Here is a 17,340-nt window from a genome sequence, read left to right as displayed (position 1 = left end):
CCCTCCATAGCGGAAAAATCGGCGCGCGGGTGCTATCAACAAGACCATGAGTCTAGAGGCCTATATCGACCGCTTCAGCCGAGGGTGGCGCGCCCCCGCGCTCGCCGCCCTGATCGCATTCCTGGCAGGTCTGCCCGGCGTGTTCGCCATGCCGCCGCTGGACCGGGACGAAAGCCGGTTCGCCCAGGCCACCGCCCAGATGCTGGAGAGCGGCGACTTCGTCGTCATCAAGTTCCAGGATCAGCCCCGCTTCAAGAAGCCGGTGGGCATCCACTGGCTGCAGGCTGGCGCCGTCGCGACCTTCTCCGCCGCCGAGGATCGAGAGATCTGGGCCTATCGCCTGCCCTCACTGCTGGGCGCGATGCTGGCCGCCGCCGCCTGCGCCTGGGGCGCCATGGCCTTCTTCGGCGGCCGCACCGGCCTGCTGGCCGGAGGCCTGTTCGGCGCGACCTTCCTGCTGTCGACCGAAGCCTTCATCGCCAAGACCGACGCGGTGCTGGCCGGCAGCACCACCCTGGCCCTGGCGGCGATGGCGCGGATCTACGCCGCCTCCCGCGACGGCCCGCCGGCCGGGCGACTGACCCGGCTGCTGTTCTGGCTGGGCCTGTCGGTGTCGATCCTGGTCAAGGGCCCGGTCGGGCTGATGGTCGTGATCCTGACGGCGCTGGCGCTGTGGGCCTGGGATCGCAAGGCCGATTGGCTGAAGGGCATGGGCTGGATCTGGGGCCTGATCCTGATGGCCGCCATCGTCGGCCCCTGGGCCGCGGCGGTCACCGTCGCCACCGACGGCGGGTTCTGGACCACCGCCTTCGGCGCCGACTTCGCGCCCAAGCTGGTCGGCGGCCAGGAAAGCCACGGCGCCCCGCCCGGCTATCACACCCTGCTGCTGCCGCTGCTGATCTTCCCCGGCTCGCTGCTGCTGCCGGCCGCCCTGGCCCTGGGCTGGCGGGCGCGCAACGAGCCTGGCGTGCGCTTCGCCCTCTGCTGGTTCATCCCCGCCTTCCTGGTCTTCGAGGCCACCCCGACCAAGCTGGTCCACTATCCGCTGCCGACCTATGGCGCCCTGGCCTGGCTGATGGCCGCCGCCGTCACGCGTGAGGCGGTGGGTCCTGTCGCCCGCTGGATCGGCGTCGCGCTCTGCGCCCTGGTCGGGACGGCGCTCGGCGCGGCGGTGTTCTATCTCTACGGCGAGTACGGCGATCCCAGCGACATGCCCGTCACCATCGCCACCGCCCTGCTGCTGGCCGCCGCCGGCCTGGTCGGCGCCTATCTGCTCTGGCGGCGCGAGACCACCAAGGCGCTGGTGGCGGCCGCCGCGCTCACCGTGCTCGGCCACGGCGCCTTCGCCGGCGCCTTCGCGCCGCGCCTGGAGCCCTTGTGGCTGTCCAAGCGCACCGAGGACGTCCTGGCGCAGGCCAAACTGCTGCCGCGCCAGGGCTTCACGCCCGCGCCGGTGGCCGTCGCCGGATACGCCGAGCCCAGCCTGGTCTTCGCGCTGGGCACCCCCACCGATTTGGGCGATGTCGGCGAGGCTGTCGAGGCCCTGGCCGACCAGCGCCCCGCCGTCGTCGAAAGCCGCGAACAGGCCCACTTCGAAGCCACCCTGAAGGCCAGCGGCGTCAAGGCCCGCGAAATCGGCAAGATCGAGGGCCTGGACTACTCCAACGGCGACGACACGACTTTACGTGTCTACGCCCCGATCCCATCTGAGGGACCATGAGCCGTTTCATCGAGATCGTCGAAGTCGGCCCGCGCGACGGGCTGCAGAACGAAAAAACCATCCTGGACGTGGGCCAGAAGCTCGACTTCATCTCCCGGCTGGACGCCGCCGGCGCGCGGCGGATGGAGGTGGTCTCCTTCGTCAATCCGAACCGCGTGCCGCAGATGGCCGGGGCCGAGGAGGTGATGGCCGGCCTGACGCAAAACCCCAAGCTCTCGCGCATCGGCCTGGTGTTGAACATGCGCGGCTGGGAGCGCACGGTGGCCGCCGGCTGCGATGAGGCCAATGTCGTGGTCTGCTCGTCCGACGGCTTCGGCATCCGCAATCAGGGCGCCTCGGTGGACGAACAGATCGCCGCCATGCACGCCATCGCCGAACGGCGCGAGGCGCAAGGCGGCCCGCCCATCTCCGTCACCTTCTCCACGGCCTTCGGCTGCCCGTTCGACGGCGAGGTGCCGCAGGACCGCGTCGTCGCCCTGGCCCGCGAGGCCGCCAGCGCCAAGGTCGCCGAGATCGCCTTGGCCGACACCATCGGGGTCGCCGACCCCTGGACGGTGCGCCGCCGCGTCGAGGCGGTCCGCGCAGTGATCGGCGACATTCCGCTGCGCCTGCACTTCCACGACACCCGCAACACCGGCCTGGCCAACGCCTTCGCCGGCGTCGAGGCCGGCGTCGACATCCTGGACGCCAGCTGCGGCGGCCTGGGCGGCTGCCCGTTCGCGCCGGAGGCCACCGGCAATATCGGAACCGAGGACCTGGTCTACATGCTGGAGCGGGCCGGGTTCGAGACCAGTTATGATCTCGGCGCCCTGATCGAGACCGCCAAGTGGATGTCGGGCGTGCTGGACAAGCCCATCGCCGCCTCGGTCAGCCGGGCGGGCGTGTTTCCGCAATAGGCGGGCCCTGCAATTCCCCTGTCATCCCGGAAAGCGCGAAGCGCTTGTCCGGGACCTATTCGCGCCGCGCTCACGGAAGATGGCGCGGCCTTGCCACGCTTTGCAGGATCAGGTGTTCATGGGGCCCGGACAGCCGCTTCGCAGCTTCCGGGATGACAGCTTGAGTGAGGTTAGACCGCGGCCCTAAGCCGCCCGGCCTCGGATCCGCCACATCATCGGGCGGACCACGGCGGTGCAGACGATCAACGGCGAGATCAACCAGGCGAGCAGGGTCTCGCGAACCGTCTCGGCGCGCTTGCGGAAATACCGCGCCAGGCCGACGCCCTTGTGGAACTCGACCTTGAGCGGGCTGGCGTGGCTGGTGTGGCCCAGGTGGATCACCTCGGCCTTGGGCTGGAACAGGACGACGCCGCCGGTCTGGCGCACACGCCAGCACAGGTCCACGTCCTCCACATGCAGGAAGTAGCCCTCGTCGAAGCCCTGCACGGCGTCGAAATCCTCGCGCCGCATGCAGAAGCAGGCGCCCGAAATGGTCGGCACGGCCGCGACGCCTTCCGGCGGGGCGTCGGTCTCCCAATGGACCTCGTACTGACGCCAGGCCGGGACGTGCTTGGCCAGGCGGCTGAGGCTGAGCAGGGCGCTCACCGGCGTGATGTCGCCGCGCCGCGCGCCGCGCTGTTCGGTGCGGTCGGCGTTCAGCACCCGCCCGCCGACCAGGCAGGGGACGGGGCGGCTTTCGATGGCGCGCACCAGTTCGGCGATGCAGCCCGGCTGCAGGAAGGCGTCGGGATTGAGGAAGACCAGGATCTCGCCGGCGGCCGATCGGGCGCCGAGATTGGCGCCGCGCGCAAAGCCGACATTGCCCTGGCCCTGGATCACCCGCACCCGCCGATCGGCGTCGGCGAGGCGTTTCAGCCGCGCCGCTTCCAATCGGGTTGAACCATTGTCGACGACCACCAGCTCATCGACCAGCGGGTCGGCGAGCACGCATTCGACGCTCTGCTGCAAGGCCTCGCCGGTCATGTAGACGACCATGACGACGGAGACTTTACGGCGTGGCTTCAGGAAATCCTGTGTCGGAGCCGGTTCGTAAGCAACGATCGGTGCGGCGATGCCGTTCATCCAGCCTCCCTTACCCCGACCGAGCCGCGCTCGAACGAAGCACCGCGAAGCACAGCCTGGCGTGTAACATCCGGCGGACTCGCCTCTAAGGCAAGTCTCTTAACGGCTTCTGCAACCGTCAGGATCTCTTGTCCATCGGACCCAAGACGCCTCAAAGCCACCTTGCCCTCTTCAGCTTCACGACGACCAACGACAGCTATAACCGGCGTTTTCGCGAGGCTGTGTTCACGAATCTTGTAGTTGATTTTCTCGTTCCGCAGATCCGTTTCGACCCGGAGCCCCGCGGCGCTCAGTTCTTGAGCCACCGACAAGGCATAATCATCCGCATCTGACGTAATTGTGGCGACCACCACCTGCGTCGGCGCCAGCCACAGTGGGAACGCGCCTGCATAGTTTTCGATCACCACGCCGATGAAGCGCTCCATCGAGCCGCAGATGGCCCGGTGCAGCATCACCGGCCGCTGCTTGGAGCCGTCCTCGACGACATATTCGGCGTCCAGGCGTTCGGGCAGCACGAAGTCGAGTTGCAGCGTGCCGCATTGCCACGTCCGGCCGATGGCGTCGGAAAGGTGGAACTCCAGCTTCGGACCGTAGAAGGCGCCTTCGCCCGGCAGCCGTTCGACCTCCATGTTCACCGCCTGGCGGGCGGCGCGGTCGAGCTTGTCCTCGGCGATGTCCCAGACCTCGTCCGTACCCGCCCGCAGATCGGGCCGCAGGGCCAGCTTCACGCTGTGCAGCTCCAGGCCGAAGTCGGCATAGACCGAGTTCAGCAGGCGGACGAACTTCGTCGTCTCTTCCTCGATCTGGTCTTCGCGGCAGAAGATGTGGGCGTCGTCCTGCGTGAAGGCGCGCAGGCGCATGATGCCGTGCAACGCGCCCGAGGGCTCGAAGCGGTGGCACGCGCCGAACTCCGCCATCCGCAGCGGCAGGTCGCGATAGGACTTTTGGCCGAAGTTGAAAATCTGGACGTGCCCCGGACAGTTCATCGGTTTAACGGCCAGCTCTTCGCCTTCCGTCGTTTCACACGTGAACATGTTCGCGCCGAACTTTTCCCAGTGTCCGGACTTCTCCCAGAGACCCCGGTCCATGATCTGGGGCGCCTTGACCTCGACATAGCCGTCGATCTCCAGGCGACGGCGCATGTAGGACTCCACCGTGCGGTAGAGCGTCCAGCCCTTGGGGTGCCAGAAGATCATCCCCTTGGCCTCTTCCTGCAGGTGGAAGAGGTCCATGGCCCGGCCGATCTTGCGGTGGTCGCGCTTCTCAGCTTCCTCCAACCGCGTCAGGTGGGCCTCAAGGTCGGCCTCGCTGGCCCAGGCCGTGCCGTAGATGCGTTGAAGCTGGGCGTTGCGATGGTCGCCGCGCCAGTAGGCGCCGGCCAGCTTCATCAGCTTGAACGCCTTGCCCACCGCCTTCGTCGAGGGCAGGTGCGGACCCAGGCACAGGTCCTTCCACTGGCCCTGGCGATAGACCGTGATCGTCTCGCCTTCGGGCAGATCGGAGATGATCTCGGCCTTGTAGGCTTCGCCGATGGACTTGAAGTGGGCGATGGCCTCCTGGCGGTCCCAGACCTCGCGCACGATCTTCTCGTCGCGATCGACGATCTCCTTCATGCGCTGCTCGATCTTGGCCAGATCATCCAGGCTGAAGGGCGTCTCGCGGGCGAAGTCGTAATAGAAGCCGTCCTCGATGGCCGGGCCGATCGTGACCTGCGTGCCGGGGAACAACTCCTGCACCGCCTCGGCCATGATGTGGCTGGCGTCGTGGCGGATGGTGTCGAGCGCTTCGGGGCTGTCGCGCGTCAGGATCTCGAACTGGCCGCCGCCGGGCAGCGCGCGGTCGAGGTCGTAGAGCTGCCCATCCAGCTTGATGAGCACGGCGCGTTTCTCCAGCGACTTGGCGATGGAGGCGGCGACGTCTCGCCCCGTGGCGCCGTCTTCGAACTGGCGCTGGGAACCGTCGGGGAAAATCAGGTCGATCATGTTTCACACGTCCATGTCCGCGAGGCCGACCCGCCTGGGGTCTTGTCGCGCGGTTGAGGGACCGGGTCGTAGCCCGAGCCTCCCCAGGGATTACAGCGGCACAGCCGTCCGGTCGCGAGCAGAGAGCCGCGCCAGGGGCCGTGAAGGATCAGGGCCTGCGCCGCATATTCCGAACAGCTCGGAAGAAACCGGCATTGGCGCCCGATCAGGGGCGAAAGCGTCAGCTTGTAGGCGCGAAGTGCGCCACGGACACAGGTTTCATAAAGGGTCATGCCGGCTCGCAGGCGTGCGATTCAATCGCTGCGATTACGCCTAGCGGTCTTGAGGATCAAGCCGCGCCGGCGGGGCTAGTTCGTTCCACGGCGCGGCGAACAGCCTCCGCCGCGGCCTCGAACGCAAGCAGCGTAGAGGCGTGGCGGGCGGGATAGTCTTTCACCGGGGCCAACATCGAGAGATCCGCGAAACGTCCAACAGGCGCATCTGCGCCTTGCTTCAACATAGCACGGAACTGATCTCGAGCCATCTCGATCTCCGCCAGGCTGGCGCCCAGCACATGCTCGCCCAGTACTGAAGCCGAGGCCTGGCCCAGCGCGCAGGCCTTAACATCCTGGGCGAAATCGGCGACGCGGTCGCCTTCGACGACCACGTCGACGGTCACCCGGCTGCCGCACAGCTTGGACACTTTCTCCGAACTGGCGTCGGGCGCGGCCAGGCGCCCGGCGCGCGGCATGTTCGCCGCGAGCTTCAGGAGTTTCGCCGAATAGAGATCGTCGATCATGAGGCTGATGTAGGCGCGCCGCCCTGCGCATGCCATGCCGCCTCGGCGCGCGCCTTCAGCGCCTCGTTCATCGCCTGGAAGCCGCGATAGACCTTACGGCCCATCCGCTTGGCGACGGTCGGGCCCAGCAGACCGCCGAAGATCTCGCCGTTCGAGAAGATGCAGCCCGCGCCTTCCAGCTGCTCGATCTCCAGGAACCGGGTCGTCGCGACCAGGCCGCCCATCATCTTCAGCCGCCAGTGGATCTGGTCGTTGGGCACCCATTCCAGCACCACCGGCTTGATCACGCTCGGCGCTCCGTCGCCGAGCACCATGGTCAGCTCCAGTTCGGCGCCGATCCGGACCTGACCCTTGGCCTGCACATAGAGCGGGTTCCAATCGGCCCAATGCTCGATGTCGTAGAGGATCTCCCAGATCACCTCGGGAGGCGCCTGGATGCCAATGCGGTGCTCGACCCGCAGGCCGCTCGGTCCAGCCGCCGCCGAGGTGGTGTTGAAGGTGAACCCCTTGGCGGGGGTGAACATCGAGGCTTTCTGCGCCTTTGGGCCAAGCATCAGACCGCTTCCTTGATCCGCCAGGTCGCGCCGGTCGGGCCGTCCATGACCTCTACATTCAACGCGGTGAGCTCGTCACGGATGCGGTCGGCCGCGGCCCAATCCTTCGTCGCGCGCGCCTCGACGCGTTGAGCGATCAGGGCGTCGACCTTCTCGCGCAGCGCCTCGTCCACCCCGCCCTGGAACCATTCTTCCGGGTCGGCCTGCAGGAAGCCGATCAGATTGGCGGAATCCAGCAGCAGCTGACGGCCCAGCCGAACCTCGTCCTCCGACTGCTTGCGGATCGCCAGGCGCAGCTGGTCGGACAGCTCGAACAGGGCGGCGAAGGCGGCCGGCGTGTTGAGGTCGTCGTTCAGCGCCGTCATGAACTTGTCGGCCGGGCGGTTGGTGCGCCAGTCGTCGGCGGTCTCGTCCGGCACGCCGCCGTGCGAGGCCAGGAAGCGGTTGGCGTCCTGCAGGGCGCCGTAGATCCGGTCGAGCGCCTTGCGCGACTGCTCGATCAGCTCGCCGGTCCATTCCAGCGGCGCACGATAGTGGCCGACCAGCAGGGCCCAGCGCAGGGCCTCGCCCGGCGCCTGCTGCACCAGGTCGTGGACCAGGGCCACATTGCCGATGCTCTTGGACATCTTCTCGGCGGCCATGTTCAGGAAGCCGTTATGCATCCAGTACTTGGCGTAGCCGACGCTGTGGTCGTGGCCGGCGCACAGGCCCTGGGCCATCTCGTTCTCATGGTGTGGGAACAGCAGGTCGATGCCGCCGCCATGGATGTCGATCGGCAGGCCAAGGCTCTGCTCGATCATCGCCGAGCATTCGATATGCCAGCCCGGCCGGCCCGCGCCCCAGGGGCTGTCCCAGACGGGCTCGCCGTCCTTGGAGGGCTTCCACAGCACGAAATCGGCGGGATGCTGCTTGTACGGCGCGACGTCGACGCGAGCCCCGGCGATCATGTCGTCCATCGGCTGGCGCGACAGCTTGCCGTAGTCGCCATAGGCCTGGGTGTTGAACAGCACGTGACCTTCCGCCGCATAGGCGGCGTTGTTGGCCACCAGGCGGCCGATCATTTCAATGATCGCGTCCATGGTCTGGGTGGCGCGCGGCTGAAGCGTCGGGCGCAGGGCGCCGAGCGTGGCCATGTCGTCGTTGTAGATCGCCAGGTAACGGTCGGTGATCGTGTCGATCGGCACGCCCTCGGCCGCGGCCTTGGCGTTGATCTTGTCGTCCACGTCGGTGACGTTGGCCGAGTAGATCACTGATTTTTCGCCATAAACGTGGCGCAGCAGCCGGAACAGCACGTCGAAAACCACCACCGGCCGAGCGTTGCCGATGTGGGCGTAATTGTAGACCGTCGGACCGCAGACATACATCGTCACCCGCTTCGGATCGGTGGGAACGAAGGGCCGCTTCTCGCGCGCCATGGTGTCGTAAAGGGTCAGGGCCATCGGGTTCTTTATGAAAACTGCGCAGCTCTTATAGAAAACTGACGCTGGGTAACGGTTGCCGTCAAAGGTGTTGGCCCCATANGGCACGCGTCATTTCCGGGACCCTCGTCCCGGCGCAACTCAGGCCCCGGAAAGAACCGCTCATCATGGACGCTCCTAGTCGCGACCGAACCCTGATCGGCACGCCCGGTCTTGATCTTGAAGCCGTGAAGCGCCCATCGCGCGAAGAGGCTATGGACGCTGTGCGCACGCTGATCGCGTGGGCCGGCGATGATCCCCGCCGCGAAGGCGTGATCGACACCCCCAAGCGGGTCGTCGACGCCTATGGCGAATGGTTCGAGGGCTACAAGCTCGATCCCGCCAAGGAACTCTCGCGCACCTTCGAAGACGTGCAGGGCTATGACGACATCGTCATGCTGCGCGAGATCGAGGTGGAGAGCCACTGCGAACACCACATGGCGCCGTTCCTGGGCAAGGCCTACGTGGCCTATATGCCGACCAACCGCGTCGTCGGCATCTCCAAGCTGGCCAAGGTCGTCGAGATCTATGCGCGCCGCCTGCAGACCCAGGAAACGATGACCCAGCAGATCGCTGACGCCATCACCGACAGCCTGCGCCCGGCCGGCGTCGCCGTCCTGATCGACGCCGCCCACCAGTGCATGACCACCCGCGGCGTCCACCACCGCCACGTGACCACCATCACCACGCAGTTCACCGGCGTGTTCAAGACCGACGCGACCCTGCGTCAGCGGTTCCTGGACTTCGTGAACAAGCGCTAGTTCGCCTGCCCGGTCAGGCCTTCTTCGGAAGGCCTGACAGCAGCAGGTTGGCGGTGGCCTCGGGCGAACCCTCGCCGGTCAGCGCCACGGCCACATAGGCCTGCTTGTCCAGTGAATAGGCGACCACCGCCTTGGCCCCCGGCAAGCCGCCGGCATGGCCGAGCCAGGTGTCGCTTGCCTTCGGATCGACGGCCGACAGGTCGCTGACCATGACGCCGAGGCCGTAGTAGCCCGGCCCCACCCCCGTCATCGGATAGAGCCGCGCGAAGCGGCGACGGGTCATCTCGGCCTTGTGCAGCCGATTGGCCAGCAGCGCCCGCCAGAACCGCACCACGTCCGCCGCCGAGGCCGCTACGCCGCCGGCCGCATAGGGCGTGGTGACGTCGTCGCTGGCGCCATCGGTGTCGGCGCTCACCGCCAGCGCGGCCATGCCCTGCAACACCTGACGCGGCGCCAGCACGGTGGTCTCGCGCAGGTCCAGCCGCGTAACGACACGCTGGGTCAGGGCCTCGTGATAGGGCCGCCCGTCCAGCGCCTCGATGATCTTGCCCAGCAGGACGTAGCCGGTGTTGCTGTAGGACCAGCCGCCGCCGGGGCAGAAGGCCGGAGCCCCCGCCGCGCCCACCGCCAACAGCCGCTCGGGCGGCTTGTAGCCCGGCTCGGCGCGCAGGCCCGGATCGGCCTGGAAGCTGTAGAGCCCGCTGGTATGGGCCAGCAGATCCTCCACCGTGATCCAGGCCGCGCCCGGCATCTGCGGCGCCCAGCGGCTGAGCGGCGCGTCGAGGCTGAGCTTGCCCTCCTCCACCAGCTGCAGGATCGCGGTCGCCGTATAGGCCTTGCCGACGCTGGCCCAGAAGAACGAGGTCGGGTGCGCCGCGTCCCGCGAAGACGTCAGGGTCTGGGTCCAGATCCCACCGTCGGCGGTGGCCAGGGCTGCGGTCAGGGCGCTGGCCTTCATCGCCCCCGCCGCCTTCTCGAAAGCGCTCTCGAGGCTGTCGCTGATCACCGGCGCCAGGCGCGAGGCGCCGGCCTTGGCGGCCGCCTCGAATTGCCAGTCCCCGAACTGGCCCCGCAGCGGCGGCCCGGCATAGTTCACCCGGCCCTTGCACCTCACCACTGCGGGCTTCCTGCGCGCCGCCAGGGCGCTCCCCGGCAGGACAAGGGCGCCGGCGGCGGCCAGCAGCAGGGATCGGCGGTCAGGCGTCATGAGGCGGCTCGCGCGGCGTTGAAAACACACCCGATTGGCGGGAAACCGGGGCCATAGAATGGCGCGGAGGCTAGCGCGAACCCCGGTCTGCGCGCCATATGCGCTCCATGACGCAAGCGAGCTTTCCCACCGCCCCGACCAAGGACGCGCTAGAGCGCGGCGAGGTCCTGTCCCCCCGGTTCGACGCAGGTGGCCTGATCGCCGCCGTGGCCACCCACGCCGGCACCGGCGAGGTGCTGATGTTCGCCTGGATGAACGCCGAGGCCCTGGCCCGGACCATCGAACTTGGCGAGGCGGTCTATTTCAGCCGCTCGCGCGGCGAGCTCTGGCACAAGGGCGACACCTCGGGCCAGGTGCAGAAGATCGTCGAGATGCGCATCGACTGCGACCAGGACTGCGTCTGGCTGAAGGTCCTGCCGCAAGGCGACGGCGGCGCCTGCCACGTCGGCTTCCGCTCGTGCTTCTACCGGGTGGTCGAGGACGGCAAGCTGGTCGAGCGTCCCTAGGTTCAGAGTCCAACACCTCGTCACCAACCCCGCTCATCCGGGTGAAGGCCGGGACGTGAGCCGCCGTGTTCCGAGCATCGGCGGGGCGGAGCCCCCAGACCCCGCGAGATCCCGACCCTCGCCGGGATGAGCGTTCAGTTTCGTCGGCCGCGGCGCGAGCCGGCGATCCGACGCAGAGGTCGGTGACCAACCATCCGGCCCGAGCCGCCATGGTGGGTTCACGTGGTCACCGCCTCCGGTCGTGGTGATCCGCCGTCATGGGGGACCCGGATCACCGCAAAGCTGCTCTTCCGCCATCTGACGTTCCGGATCGGGGACCGGCTTCGCAGCTCTGACTACTCGTGGACGCACAGGCCCCCGCGGCCCCATGCATCGATGTCGTCGCGCCGAGCATCAGGCCCGGAATAGGTTCGCTCTGGCCGTCCAGCCCCGGATGGGCGGGCGCGGTGAGGGCGATCAGGCCGGCGGCGAGGAACGAGACGATCGAGAATCCGAGCGTGAGATAGTTCATCGTCCTGGGCCTCCTCCACGGCGCGTTCGACGGCCGTTTTTGTTGGCGGGAGGTTTACGGAGAACAATGTTCGATGCGGAGTTGCAGCGGCGGTCGACGGCCTGCGCAACCCCGGCGCCCAGGCATGCAACCGTTGCATTCCAGCGCGCAACAGTTGCATGCAAGGTTGCATTTCAGGGCAGGTGTGGAATCATAACGACGTTATGCATCTCGCAACGCCCTTCTCTGAAAAGCTTGACCTTGTCCTGAAGGCGCTTTCGATGAGCCGGGGACGGCTGGCCGCCGATCTCGGCGTCGACAAGTCCCTGGTCGGCCGGTGGGCCTCCGGCGCGGTGACGCCGTCGTCGCACAATCTTGAGAACCTGACCAAGCTGGTGGCCGGCAAGCGCAGCGGTTTCACCATGCTGGACTGGGACCGCGACCTGGACGGGCTGGCCCATGTCTTCGGGGTCGAGCCCGCCGCCGCGCCGATCCCAGCGCCCAAGCCGAACGGCGCGCAGAGCGGCCTGCCCCTGCCGGGCATGGACCTGGTGCGGCTGATGACCGAGCGCCGGGCGGCGACCTATGAGGGCTTCTGGCGCAGCACCCGCCCCTCGATCGCCATGCCGGGCGAGATCTTCCACGACTACGGCATGATCCGTTGTGGCGCCGACGGCCTGCTGCGGTTCCAGATGGGCGGATCGGGGCTGCTGTTCGACGGCTGGCTGCTGCCGGTCGAGGGCCAGGTGTTCGCCATCCTGTTCGACACCGTCGGCCAGACCCCGGTGTTCCTGATCTTCAACGGCGTGGCCCTGCACAAGGCGATGCAACTCGACGGCCTGATCCTGGCGGCGGCCCTGAACGCCGCGCGCACGCCCTCGGCCTATCCGGTGGTGTTGGAGCGGGTCGGCGACCTGACCGGCGACATCGAGGCCGATGACGAACACTGCGCCGAACTGCTAAGGCTCGACACCGCCGCCACTGAAGAGACCGCACCCGAGGCCATGCGCAAGCACCTGATCCGCGATATCGGCCCCACCGCCTTCGAGGCCGGCGCAGGCGAACTGTTCCTGCTGTCGAGCTGGGCCAACAGCCTGTCGAAGGGCCTGAGCTCCGGCGGACACCTGCAAGGGTGAGCCAACCAACGATCGAGGATGACGACCTCGCCCCGGAAAGCCTCGACATCGGGGATATGGTCGCCAGGATCGTGACGATTCCGCCAGAGGCCGCCGGCGCGCGGCTGGACAAGACCCTGGCCGAGCACGTCGAGGACCTGTCGCGGGCGCGGATCCAGGCGCTGATGGCCGAGGGCCTGATCAGCCTGAACGGAAACGTGCTGACCGACGCCTCGGCCAAGACCCGGGCCGGCGACTATCAGGTGCTGATCCCGCCTCCAGCCCCGGCCGAGCCCCAGCCCGAGGCCATCCCCCTGTCGATCCTCTATGAGGACGCCGACCTGATCGTGATCGAGAAGCCGCCCGGCATGGCGGTCCATCCGGCGCCGGGCAACGAGACCGGCACCCTGGTCAACGCCCTGCTGCACCACTGCGGCGACAGCCTGTCGGGGATCGGCGGGGTCGCGCGGCCGGGCATCGTCCACCGGCTCGACAAGGAAACCTCCGGCGTGCTGGTGGCGGCCAAGTCGGACGCGGCCCACCAAGGCCTGTCGAAGCTGTTCGCCACCCACGACATTGACCGGGTCTATATCGCCCTGGTGCGCGGCGCGCCCCAGCCGCCCAAGGGCACGATCATCAGCCGACTGGGCCGCTCGACCCACGACCGCAAGAAGATCGCGGTGCTGAAGACCGGCGGCCGCGAGGCCATCACCCACTACCAGACCGAACGCACCTTCGGCCCGGCCGGCAAACCGACGGCGGCGCGCATCTCTTGCCAACTCGAGACCGGACGCACACATCAGATCCGTGTCCACATGGCTTCCAAGGGAACGCCGTGCCTGGGCGATCCGGTCTATGGTTCGGGCCCGCCCGCAGGGCCCGTTCGCGAGGCGATCGCCGACGCCGGATTGAAGCGCCAGGCCTTGCACGCCGCGGTGTTGGGCTTCGTCCACCCTGTGACAGGACAGGCCTTGAGGTTCGAAAGCCCCCTGCCCGCTGATATGGCGCAACTAGAAGCTAACCTGTCAGCTTTGTAAGAAAGCTTGTGCCCCAAGCGCCTTGAAGGCGCCCATTTCCGCCTGTAATAATACCTGAGTTGAGCAGTCGGATTTTCGAGCCGCCGGTTTCTCCCAAACCGGGGCTTACGCCCACAGCAACCAATACCTATCTGAGGAATTGGAGGGGGCGGATGGTCTCGCGCGCATGGCGCGCTGAGCGACTTGAAGATCCGCCAGTCTAAGAGGGGATACGTTCATGGCCACGACCACTTCGCTATCCGTCATGTCGCCTGATGGCGGCCTCAGCCGGTACCTGACTGAGATCCGTAAGTTTCCGATGCTGGCCAAGGACCAGGAATTCATGCTCGCCAAGGCTTGGCGTGAGCACGAGGATTCCGACGCCGCCCACCAGCTCGTCACCAGCCACCTGCGCTTGGTGGCCAAGATCGCCATGGGTTATCGCGGCTACGGCCTGCCGATCGGGGAAGTGATCTCCGAAGGCAATGTCGGCCTGATGCAGGCGGTGAAGAAGTTCGAACCGGACAAGGGCTTCCGCCTGGCGACCTACGCCATGTGGTGGATCCGCGCCTCGATCCAGGAGTACATCCTGCGGTCCTGGAGCCTGGTGAAGATGGGCACCACCGCCGCGCAGAAGAAGCTGTTCTTCAACCTGCGTAAGGCCAAGAGCCAGATCAGCGCCTTCCAGGAAGGCGACCTGCATCCTGATCAGGTCAGCATCATCGCGACCAAGCTCGGCGTCCTCGACTCCGAAGTGATCTCGATGAACCGCCGGCTGTCGGGCCCCGACGCCTCGCTGAACGCGCCCCTGCGCGTGGACGGCGAAAGCGAGTGGCAGGACTGGCTCGAGGATGAAACCTCGGTCAGCCAGGAGACCTATGTCGCTGAAAACCAGGAGCGCACCCAACGCATGGGTCTGCTGGGCGATGCGATGACGGAACTCACCGACCGCGAGCGTCACATCCTGACCGAGCGTCGCCTGAAGGACAGCCCGACCACTCTGGAAGAGCTCGCCGCCCAGTACGGCGTCAGCCGCGAGCGCGTTCGTCAGATCGAAGTCCGGGCGTTCGAGAAGCTGCAGAAGTCGATGAAGGCCGCCGCGGTTGAAAAGAACCTCGTCAACGCCTGATCCACCGAACTAACCGCACACGTCAGAGGCGCCGCAGTCACAGATTGCGGCGCCTCTTTCGTTTTTAGGCCCAGGCGCCCGCGAAGCCTTGACGACACTTCAGGAAGTCTGAAGTCATGGTTGATCGACCCAAATAGTTCTAAATCAACAGGTGAAAAACGTGGGTGTTTAGTCGCCACCAGATGAGCAATCCTATCGCATTTTCGAGAGATACTGACTAACGACTCGGAATTACGCCCACCAACATCCCCACGCGCCGCAATATTTAGATCCGCGCTTCTATGGGGATAGAAATGAACACAACTGGACTTGGAATAACGCTACGCGGGCTCCTGCTTGCGGGCGCTCTGACGGCGCCGGCGACGAGCGCTCTAGCCCAACAGATCGACGAGGTGGTGGTGACCGGACGGCGGGTCTCCGAGGCCGCCGTCGCCATCGGCACCGACGAACCCACCGCCACCGTCTCGATCACCCGCGACGCGCTGCTGTCGGCGCCGGCCGGGATCACCGGCCTGAAGATGCTGGAGAGCCTGCCCGGCTTCAACGTCCAGGCCAACGACGCGCTGGGCATGTACGAGTTCGGCAACTCGGTCACGGTCCGGGCCTTCTCCTTCACCCAGATCGGCTTCCTGCTGGACGACGTGCCGATGGGGCGGTCCGACCAGTTCGGCGGCTCGCCGATCTACCGCTACGTGGACAATGAGAACCTGCTGCGAGTCCAGGCCTCGTCGGGCGCCGGCGACGTCAGCCTGCCCAGCTACGCCTCGCTCGGCACCATCGTCGACTACTTCACCACCCCGCCCAAGGAGGCGTTCGGCGGCGCGGCCAGCGTGACGTTCGGCTCCGACAGCCTGTTCCGCAACTTCCTGCGCCTGGACACCGGCGAGCACAAAGGCCTCTCGGCCTATGTCGCCCGTTCCGACATCCAGTCCGACCTCTGGCGCGGGGCCGGCGACATCAGCCGCGAGCACATCGAAGGCAAGATCCGCTACCGCGCCGAGGGCGGCCAGGAGCTGACCTTCCAGGCCGTCTACAACGACTATTTCGACTACGACTCCCCGGCCATCACCAAGGCCCAGTACGAGGGGCCTGCCGACCAGTTCGGGCGCAGCGGGCGCTTCTTCCCCTATCTCAACTACGTGCCGTCCCTGACCCCGGCGGCGCCGGGGGTCACCTACTCGAACGCGCTCTACAACCAGTATTACAAGCAGGCGATCAACTCTCGGACCGACTACCTCTACGCGCTCACCTTCAAGTCGCCGGTCGGAGAGAACATCGACCTGTCGGCCACCGGCTATTACGAGGACAAGCAAGGCTACGGGGTCTCGCCCGAGGCCTACGCCACCTCGCTGGCCAGCCATAACGCCGAGCGGCTGATCATCCCGGGCCTCGTCGCGCCGCGCGGCCTGCAATACGGCCTCTCGACCATCGACGGCACGCGCAAGGGGATCAGCGCCAAGGCCGAATGGCGGCTGGCCAATCACAAGATCCAGGCCGGCGCCTGGTACGAGAACGACGAGTATCACCGCACCCAGGCCCGCTATAACCACGCGGGCGGCAACCCGGACGCGGCCCCGCTGCTGAACGAGCCGGTGCACCTGCAACGCGACTTCGTCTCCACCCGCGAGACCCGGCAGTTCTTCCTGAAGGACATCGTCAGCCTGCTCGACGACCGCCTGAAGCTGGACCTCGGCTTCAAGGGGCTGTGGATCGACTACGACATCACCGGCTCGCGCAATCCGGCCGACTACATCGCCCGGCGCACCCCGACCCTGAGCGCCAAATGGGAGGACAGCTTCCTGCCGCAGATCGGCGCGGTCTACGACCTCACCGGCCGTGAACAGGTGTTTGCTTCATATTCGGAAAACATGGCCCTGCCGCGCGGGGCCGACGACGTCTTCTCGGCCGCCAGCCCGACCGTGCCGGCGCCGGAGGCCGAGACCGCCAAGAACTGGGAGCTGGGGGTGCGGACCAACCGCCCGACCTTCAACGCCTCGTTCGTGCTCTACCAGACCAAGTTCGCCAACCGCCTGCAGTCATTCGCCTCGACGGTGCCCGGCTCGACCACCACCGAGACCTTCTTCCAGAATGTCGGCGAGGTGGACGCCTACGGCGCGGAGTTCTCCGGCCAGTGGAAGCCCGACCTGTTCGCGGGCAAGGTCTATTTCAACGGCAACCTGTCCTACAACCACGCGGAATTTCAGGACAACTATACGACCGTCGTGAACGGGGTTCCGACCATCGTGCCGATCGCCGGCAAGATCGTGCCCGACTTCCCCGAATGGGTGGCCCAGGCCGGGGTCACCTTCGAGCCGACCGATTGGGCGCTGTTCAACATCTCGGCCCGGCACATCTCGGACCGCTACACGAACTTCATCAACAGCGAGAAGACCGACGGCTACACGGTGTGGAACGCCTACATGGACATCGGCCAGCTGGGCGAAGGGCCGCTGAGCCGTCTGAAGTTCAGGCTCAATGTCGATAACATCTTCGACGAGGACTATCTGGGCACCATCACCACGACCACCACCACCCTCGCCACCTTCCGGCCAGGTCCGCCCCGGTCGGTGCAGCTGACGCTGTCGGCGGAGTTCTAGAAACGGGGCG

The 17,340-nt window shown here is 66.9% G+C and carries 16 protein-coding genes; 8 read left to right on the top strand and 8 right to left on the bottom strand.

What is annotated here, in order from left to right; all coding sequences use genetic code 11:
- Window positions 1-46: 46 nt before the first annotated feature.
- Both ASE02_RS05505 and ASE02_RS05500 read left to right on the top strand, forming a co-directional pair.
- On the top strand, window positions 47-1,720 hold the full coding sequence (locus tag ASE02_RS05505) for a glycosyltransferase family 39 protein (RefSeq protein WP_056731951.1): 1,674 nt from the start codon (window positions 47-49) through the stop codon (window positions 1,718-1,720).
- The gene (locus ASE02_RS05500; RefSeq protein WP_056731950.1) at window positions 1,717-2,616 is read left to right on the top strand and encodes a hydroxymethylglutaryl-CoA lyase; all 900 of its coding nucleotides are present in this window, start codon (window positions 1,717-1,719) and stop codon (window positions 2,614-2,616) included. Before ASE02_RS05505 ends, ASE02_RS05500 begins: the two co-directional genes overlap by 4 nt.
- A 183-nt stretch (window positions 2,617-2,799) precedes the next feature.
- On the opposite strand, the gene ASE02_RS05495 is transcribed toward ASE02_RS05500, so the two are convergent.
- From ASE02_RS05495 to cysS, 6 genes are read right to left on the bottom strand one after another with little or no spacing between them, the layout of a single operon-like run.
- A complete protein-coding gene (locus tag ASE02_RS05495; protein WP_082601885.1) occupies window positions 2,800-3,738 on the bottom strand; it encodes a glycosyltransferase family 2 protein in 939 nt (312 codons plus the stop codon).
- Entirely contained in the window at window positions 3,735-5,720 is a 1,986-nt protein-coding gene (gene thrS / locus ASE02_RS05490) for a threonine--tRNA ligase (protein ID WP_056731948.1), read from the bottom strand. The genes ASE02_RS05495 and thrS overlap by 4 nt, the downstream gene beginning before the upstream one ends.
- The gene (yidD, locus tag ASE02_RS21945) at window positions 5,717-5,992 is read right to left on the bottom strand and encodes a membrane protein insertion efficiency factor YidD (protein ID WP_082601884.1); all 276 of its coding nucleotides are present in this window, start codon (window positions 5,990-5,992) and stop codon (window positions 5,717-5,719) included. Before yidD ends, thrS begins: the two co-directional genes overlap by 4 nt.
- 56 nt (window positions 5,993-6,048) lie before the next feature.
- Window positions 6,049-6,498 carry an iron-sulfur cluster assembly scaffold protein gene (locus ASE02_RS05485; RefSeq protein WP_056731947.1) on the bottom strand — a complete coding sequence of 150 codons (450 nt, stop codon included), beginning with the start codon at window positions 6,496-6,498 and terminating at the stop codon, window positions 6,049-6,051.
- Window positions 6,495-7,052 carry an SRPBCC domain-containing protein gene (locus ASE02_RS05480; protein WP_235536617.1) on the bottom strand — a complete coding sequence of 186 codons (558 nt, stop codon included), beginning with the start codon at window positions 7,050-7,052 and terminating at the stop codon, window positions 6,495-6,497. The genes ASE02_RS05485 and ASE02_RS05480 overlap by 4 nt, the downstream gene beginning before the upstream one ends.
- Window positions 7,052-8,491, bottom strand: coding sequence for a cysteine--tRNA ligase (cysS, locus tag ASE02_RS05475; protein ID WP_056731945.1), 1,440 nt, complete (start codon window positions 8,489-8,491; stop codon window positions 7,052-7,054). Before cysS ends, ASE02_RS05480 begins: the two co-directional genes overlap by 1 nt.
- A 146-nt stretch (window positions 8,492-8,637) precedes the next feature.
- Between cysS and folE the strand changes: the two genes are divergently transcribed.
- On the top strand, window positions 8,638-9,270 hold the full coding sequence (gene folE, locus ASE02_RS05470; protein WP_056731943.1) for a GTP cyclohydrolase I FolE: 633 nt from the start codon (window positions 8,638-8,640) through the stop codon (window positions 9,268-9,270).
- Window positions 9,271-9,283: 13 nt separating this feature from the next.
- On the opposite strand, the gene ASE02_RS05465 is transcribed toward folE, so the two are convergent.
- Window positions 9,284-10,477, bottom strand: coding sequence for a serine hydrolase (locus ASE02_RS05465; protein WP_056731941.1), 1,194 nt, complete (start codon window positions 10,475-10,477; stop codon window positions 9,284-9,286).
- Between the two features lie 107 nt (window positions 10,478-10,584).
- On the opposite strand from ASE02_RS05465, the gene hisI reads away from it, so the two are divergent.
- On the top strand, window positions 10,585-10,983 hold the full coding sequence (gene hisI / locus ASE02_RS05460; protein WP_056732007.1) for a phosphoribosyl-AMP cyclohydrolase: 399 nt from the start codon (window positions 10,585-10,587) through the stop codon (window positions 10,981-10,983).
- A gap of 271 nt (window positions 10,984-11,254) precedes the next feature.
- Here hisI and ASE02_RS22230 read toward each other — a convergent pair whose 3' ends face one another.
- Window positions 11,255-11,494, bottom strand: coding sequence for a hypothetical protein (locus ASE02_RS22230; protein ID WP_156405915.1), 240 nt, complete (start codon window positions 11,492-11,494; stop codon window positions 11,255-11,257).
- A 260-nt stretch (window positions 11,495-11,754) separates the two neighbouring features.
- Here ASE02_RS22230 and ASE02_RS05455 point away from each other — a divergent pair, with 260 nt between their 5' ends.
- The 4 genes from ASE02_RS05455 to ASE02_RS05440 all read left to right on the top strand — a co-directional run bounded on the left by ASE02_RS05455 (window position 11,755) and on the right by ASE02_RS05440 (window position 17,330).
- On the top strand, window positions 11,755-12,609 hold the full coding sequence (locus ASE02_RS05455; RefSeq protein WP_056731939.1) for a hypothetical protein: 855 nt from the start codon (window positions 11,755-11,757) through the stop codon (window positions 12,607-12,609).
- Window positions 12,610-12,665: 56 nt separating this feature from the next.
- A complete protein-coding gene (locus ASE02_RS05450; RefSeq protein ID WP_082601889.1) occupies window positions 12,666-13,625 on the top strand; it encodes an RluA family pseudouridine synthase in 960 nt (319 codons plus the stop codon).
- A 217-nt stretch (window positions 13,626-13,842) separates the two neighbouring features.
- Entirely contained in the window at window positions 13,843-14,733 is an 891-nt protein-coding gene (rpoH, locus tag ASE02_RS05445; protein ID WP_082601883.1) for an RNA polymerase sigma factor RpoH, read from the top strand.
- 281 nt (window positions 14,734-15,014) lie between these two features.
- On the top strand, window positions 15,015-17,330 hold the full coding sequence (locus ASE02_RS05440; RefSeq protein ID WP_056731937.1) for a TonB-dependent receptor: 2,316 nt from the start codon (window positions 15,015-15,017) through the stop codon (window positions 17,328-17,330).
- Window positions 17,331-17,340 lie beyond the last annotated feature (10 nt).

This window comes from Phenylobacterium sp. Root700 (assembly GCF_001429025.1).
In the GTDB taxonomy this organism is placed as follows: domain Bacteria; phylum Pseudomonadota; class Alphaproteobacteria; order Caulobacterales; family Caulobacteraceae; genus Phenylobacterium.
This window is presented reverse-complemented; position numbering and strand designations above follow the sequence as displayed.

Coding starts and splice junctions, on each gene's coding strand:
- thrS (WP_056731948.1), bottom strand. CDS start 5,720: ATGATCGACCTGATTTTCCCCGACGGTTCCCAGCGCCAGTTCGAAGAC.
- folE (WP_056731943.1), top strand. CDS start 8,638: ATGGACGCTCCTAGTCGCGACCGAACCCTGATCGGCACGCCCGGTCTT.
- cysS (WP_056731945.1), bottom strand. CDS start 8,491: ATGGCCCTGACCCTTTACGACACCATGGCGCGCGAGAAGCGGCCCTTC.
- yidD (WP_082601884.1), bottom strand. CDS start 5,992: ATGACCCTTTATGAAACCTGTGTCCGTGGCGCACTTCGCGCCTACAAG.
- ASE02_RS05500 (WP_056731950.1), top strand. CDS start 1,717: ATGAGCCGTTTCATCGAGATCGTCGAAGTCGGCCCGCGCGACGGGCTG.
- ASE02_RS05485 (WP_056731947.1), bottom strand. CDS start 6,498: ATGATCGACGATCTCTATTCGGCGAAACTCCTGAAGCTCGCGGCGAAC.
- ASE02_RS05455 (WP_056731939.1), top strand. CDS start 11,755: ATGAGCCGGGGACGGCTGGCCGCCGATCTCGGCGTCGACAAGTCCCTG.
- ASE02_RS05505 (WP_056731951.1), top strand. CDS start 47: ATGAGTCTAGAGGCCTATATCGACCGCTTCAGCCGAGGGTGGCGCGCC.
- ASE02_RS05480 (WP_235536617.1), bottom strand. CDS start 7,052: ATGCTTGGCCCAAAGGCGCAGAAAGCCTCGATGTTCACCCCCGCCAAG.
- ASE02_RS05465 (WP_056731941.1), bottom strand. CDS start 10,477: ATGACGCCTGACCGCCGATCCCTGCTGCTGGCCGCCGCCGGCGCCCTT.
- hisI (WP_056732007.1), top strand. CDS start 10,585: ATGACGCAAGCGAGCTTTCCCACCGCCCCGACCAAGGACGCGCTAGAG.
- ASE02_RS22230 (WP_156405915.1), bottom strand. CDS start 11,494: ATGAACTATCTCACGCTCGGATTCTCGATCGTCTCGTTCCTCGCCGCC.
- ASE02_RS05495 (WP_082601885.1), bottom strand. CDS start 3,738: ATGAACGGCATCGCCGCACCGATCGTTGCTTACGAACCGGCTCCGACA.
- ASE02_RS05450 (WP_082601889.1), top strand. CDS start 12,666: ATGGTCGCCAGGATCGTGACGATTCCGCCAGAGGCCGCCGGCGCGCGG.
- rpoH (WP_082601883.1), top strand. CDS start 13,843: ATGGCCACGACCACTTCGCTATCCGTCATGTCGCCTGATGGCGGCCTC.
- ASE02_RS05440 (WP_056731937.1), top strand. CDS start 15,015: ATGGGGATAGAAATGAACACAACTGGACTTGGAATAACGCTACGCGGG.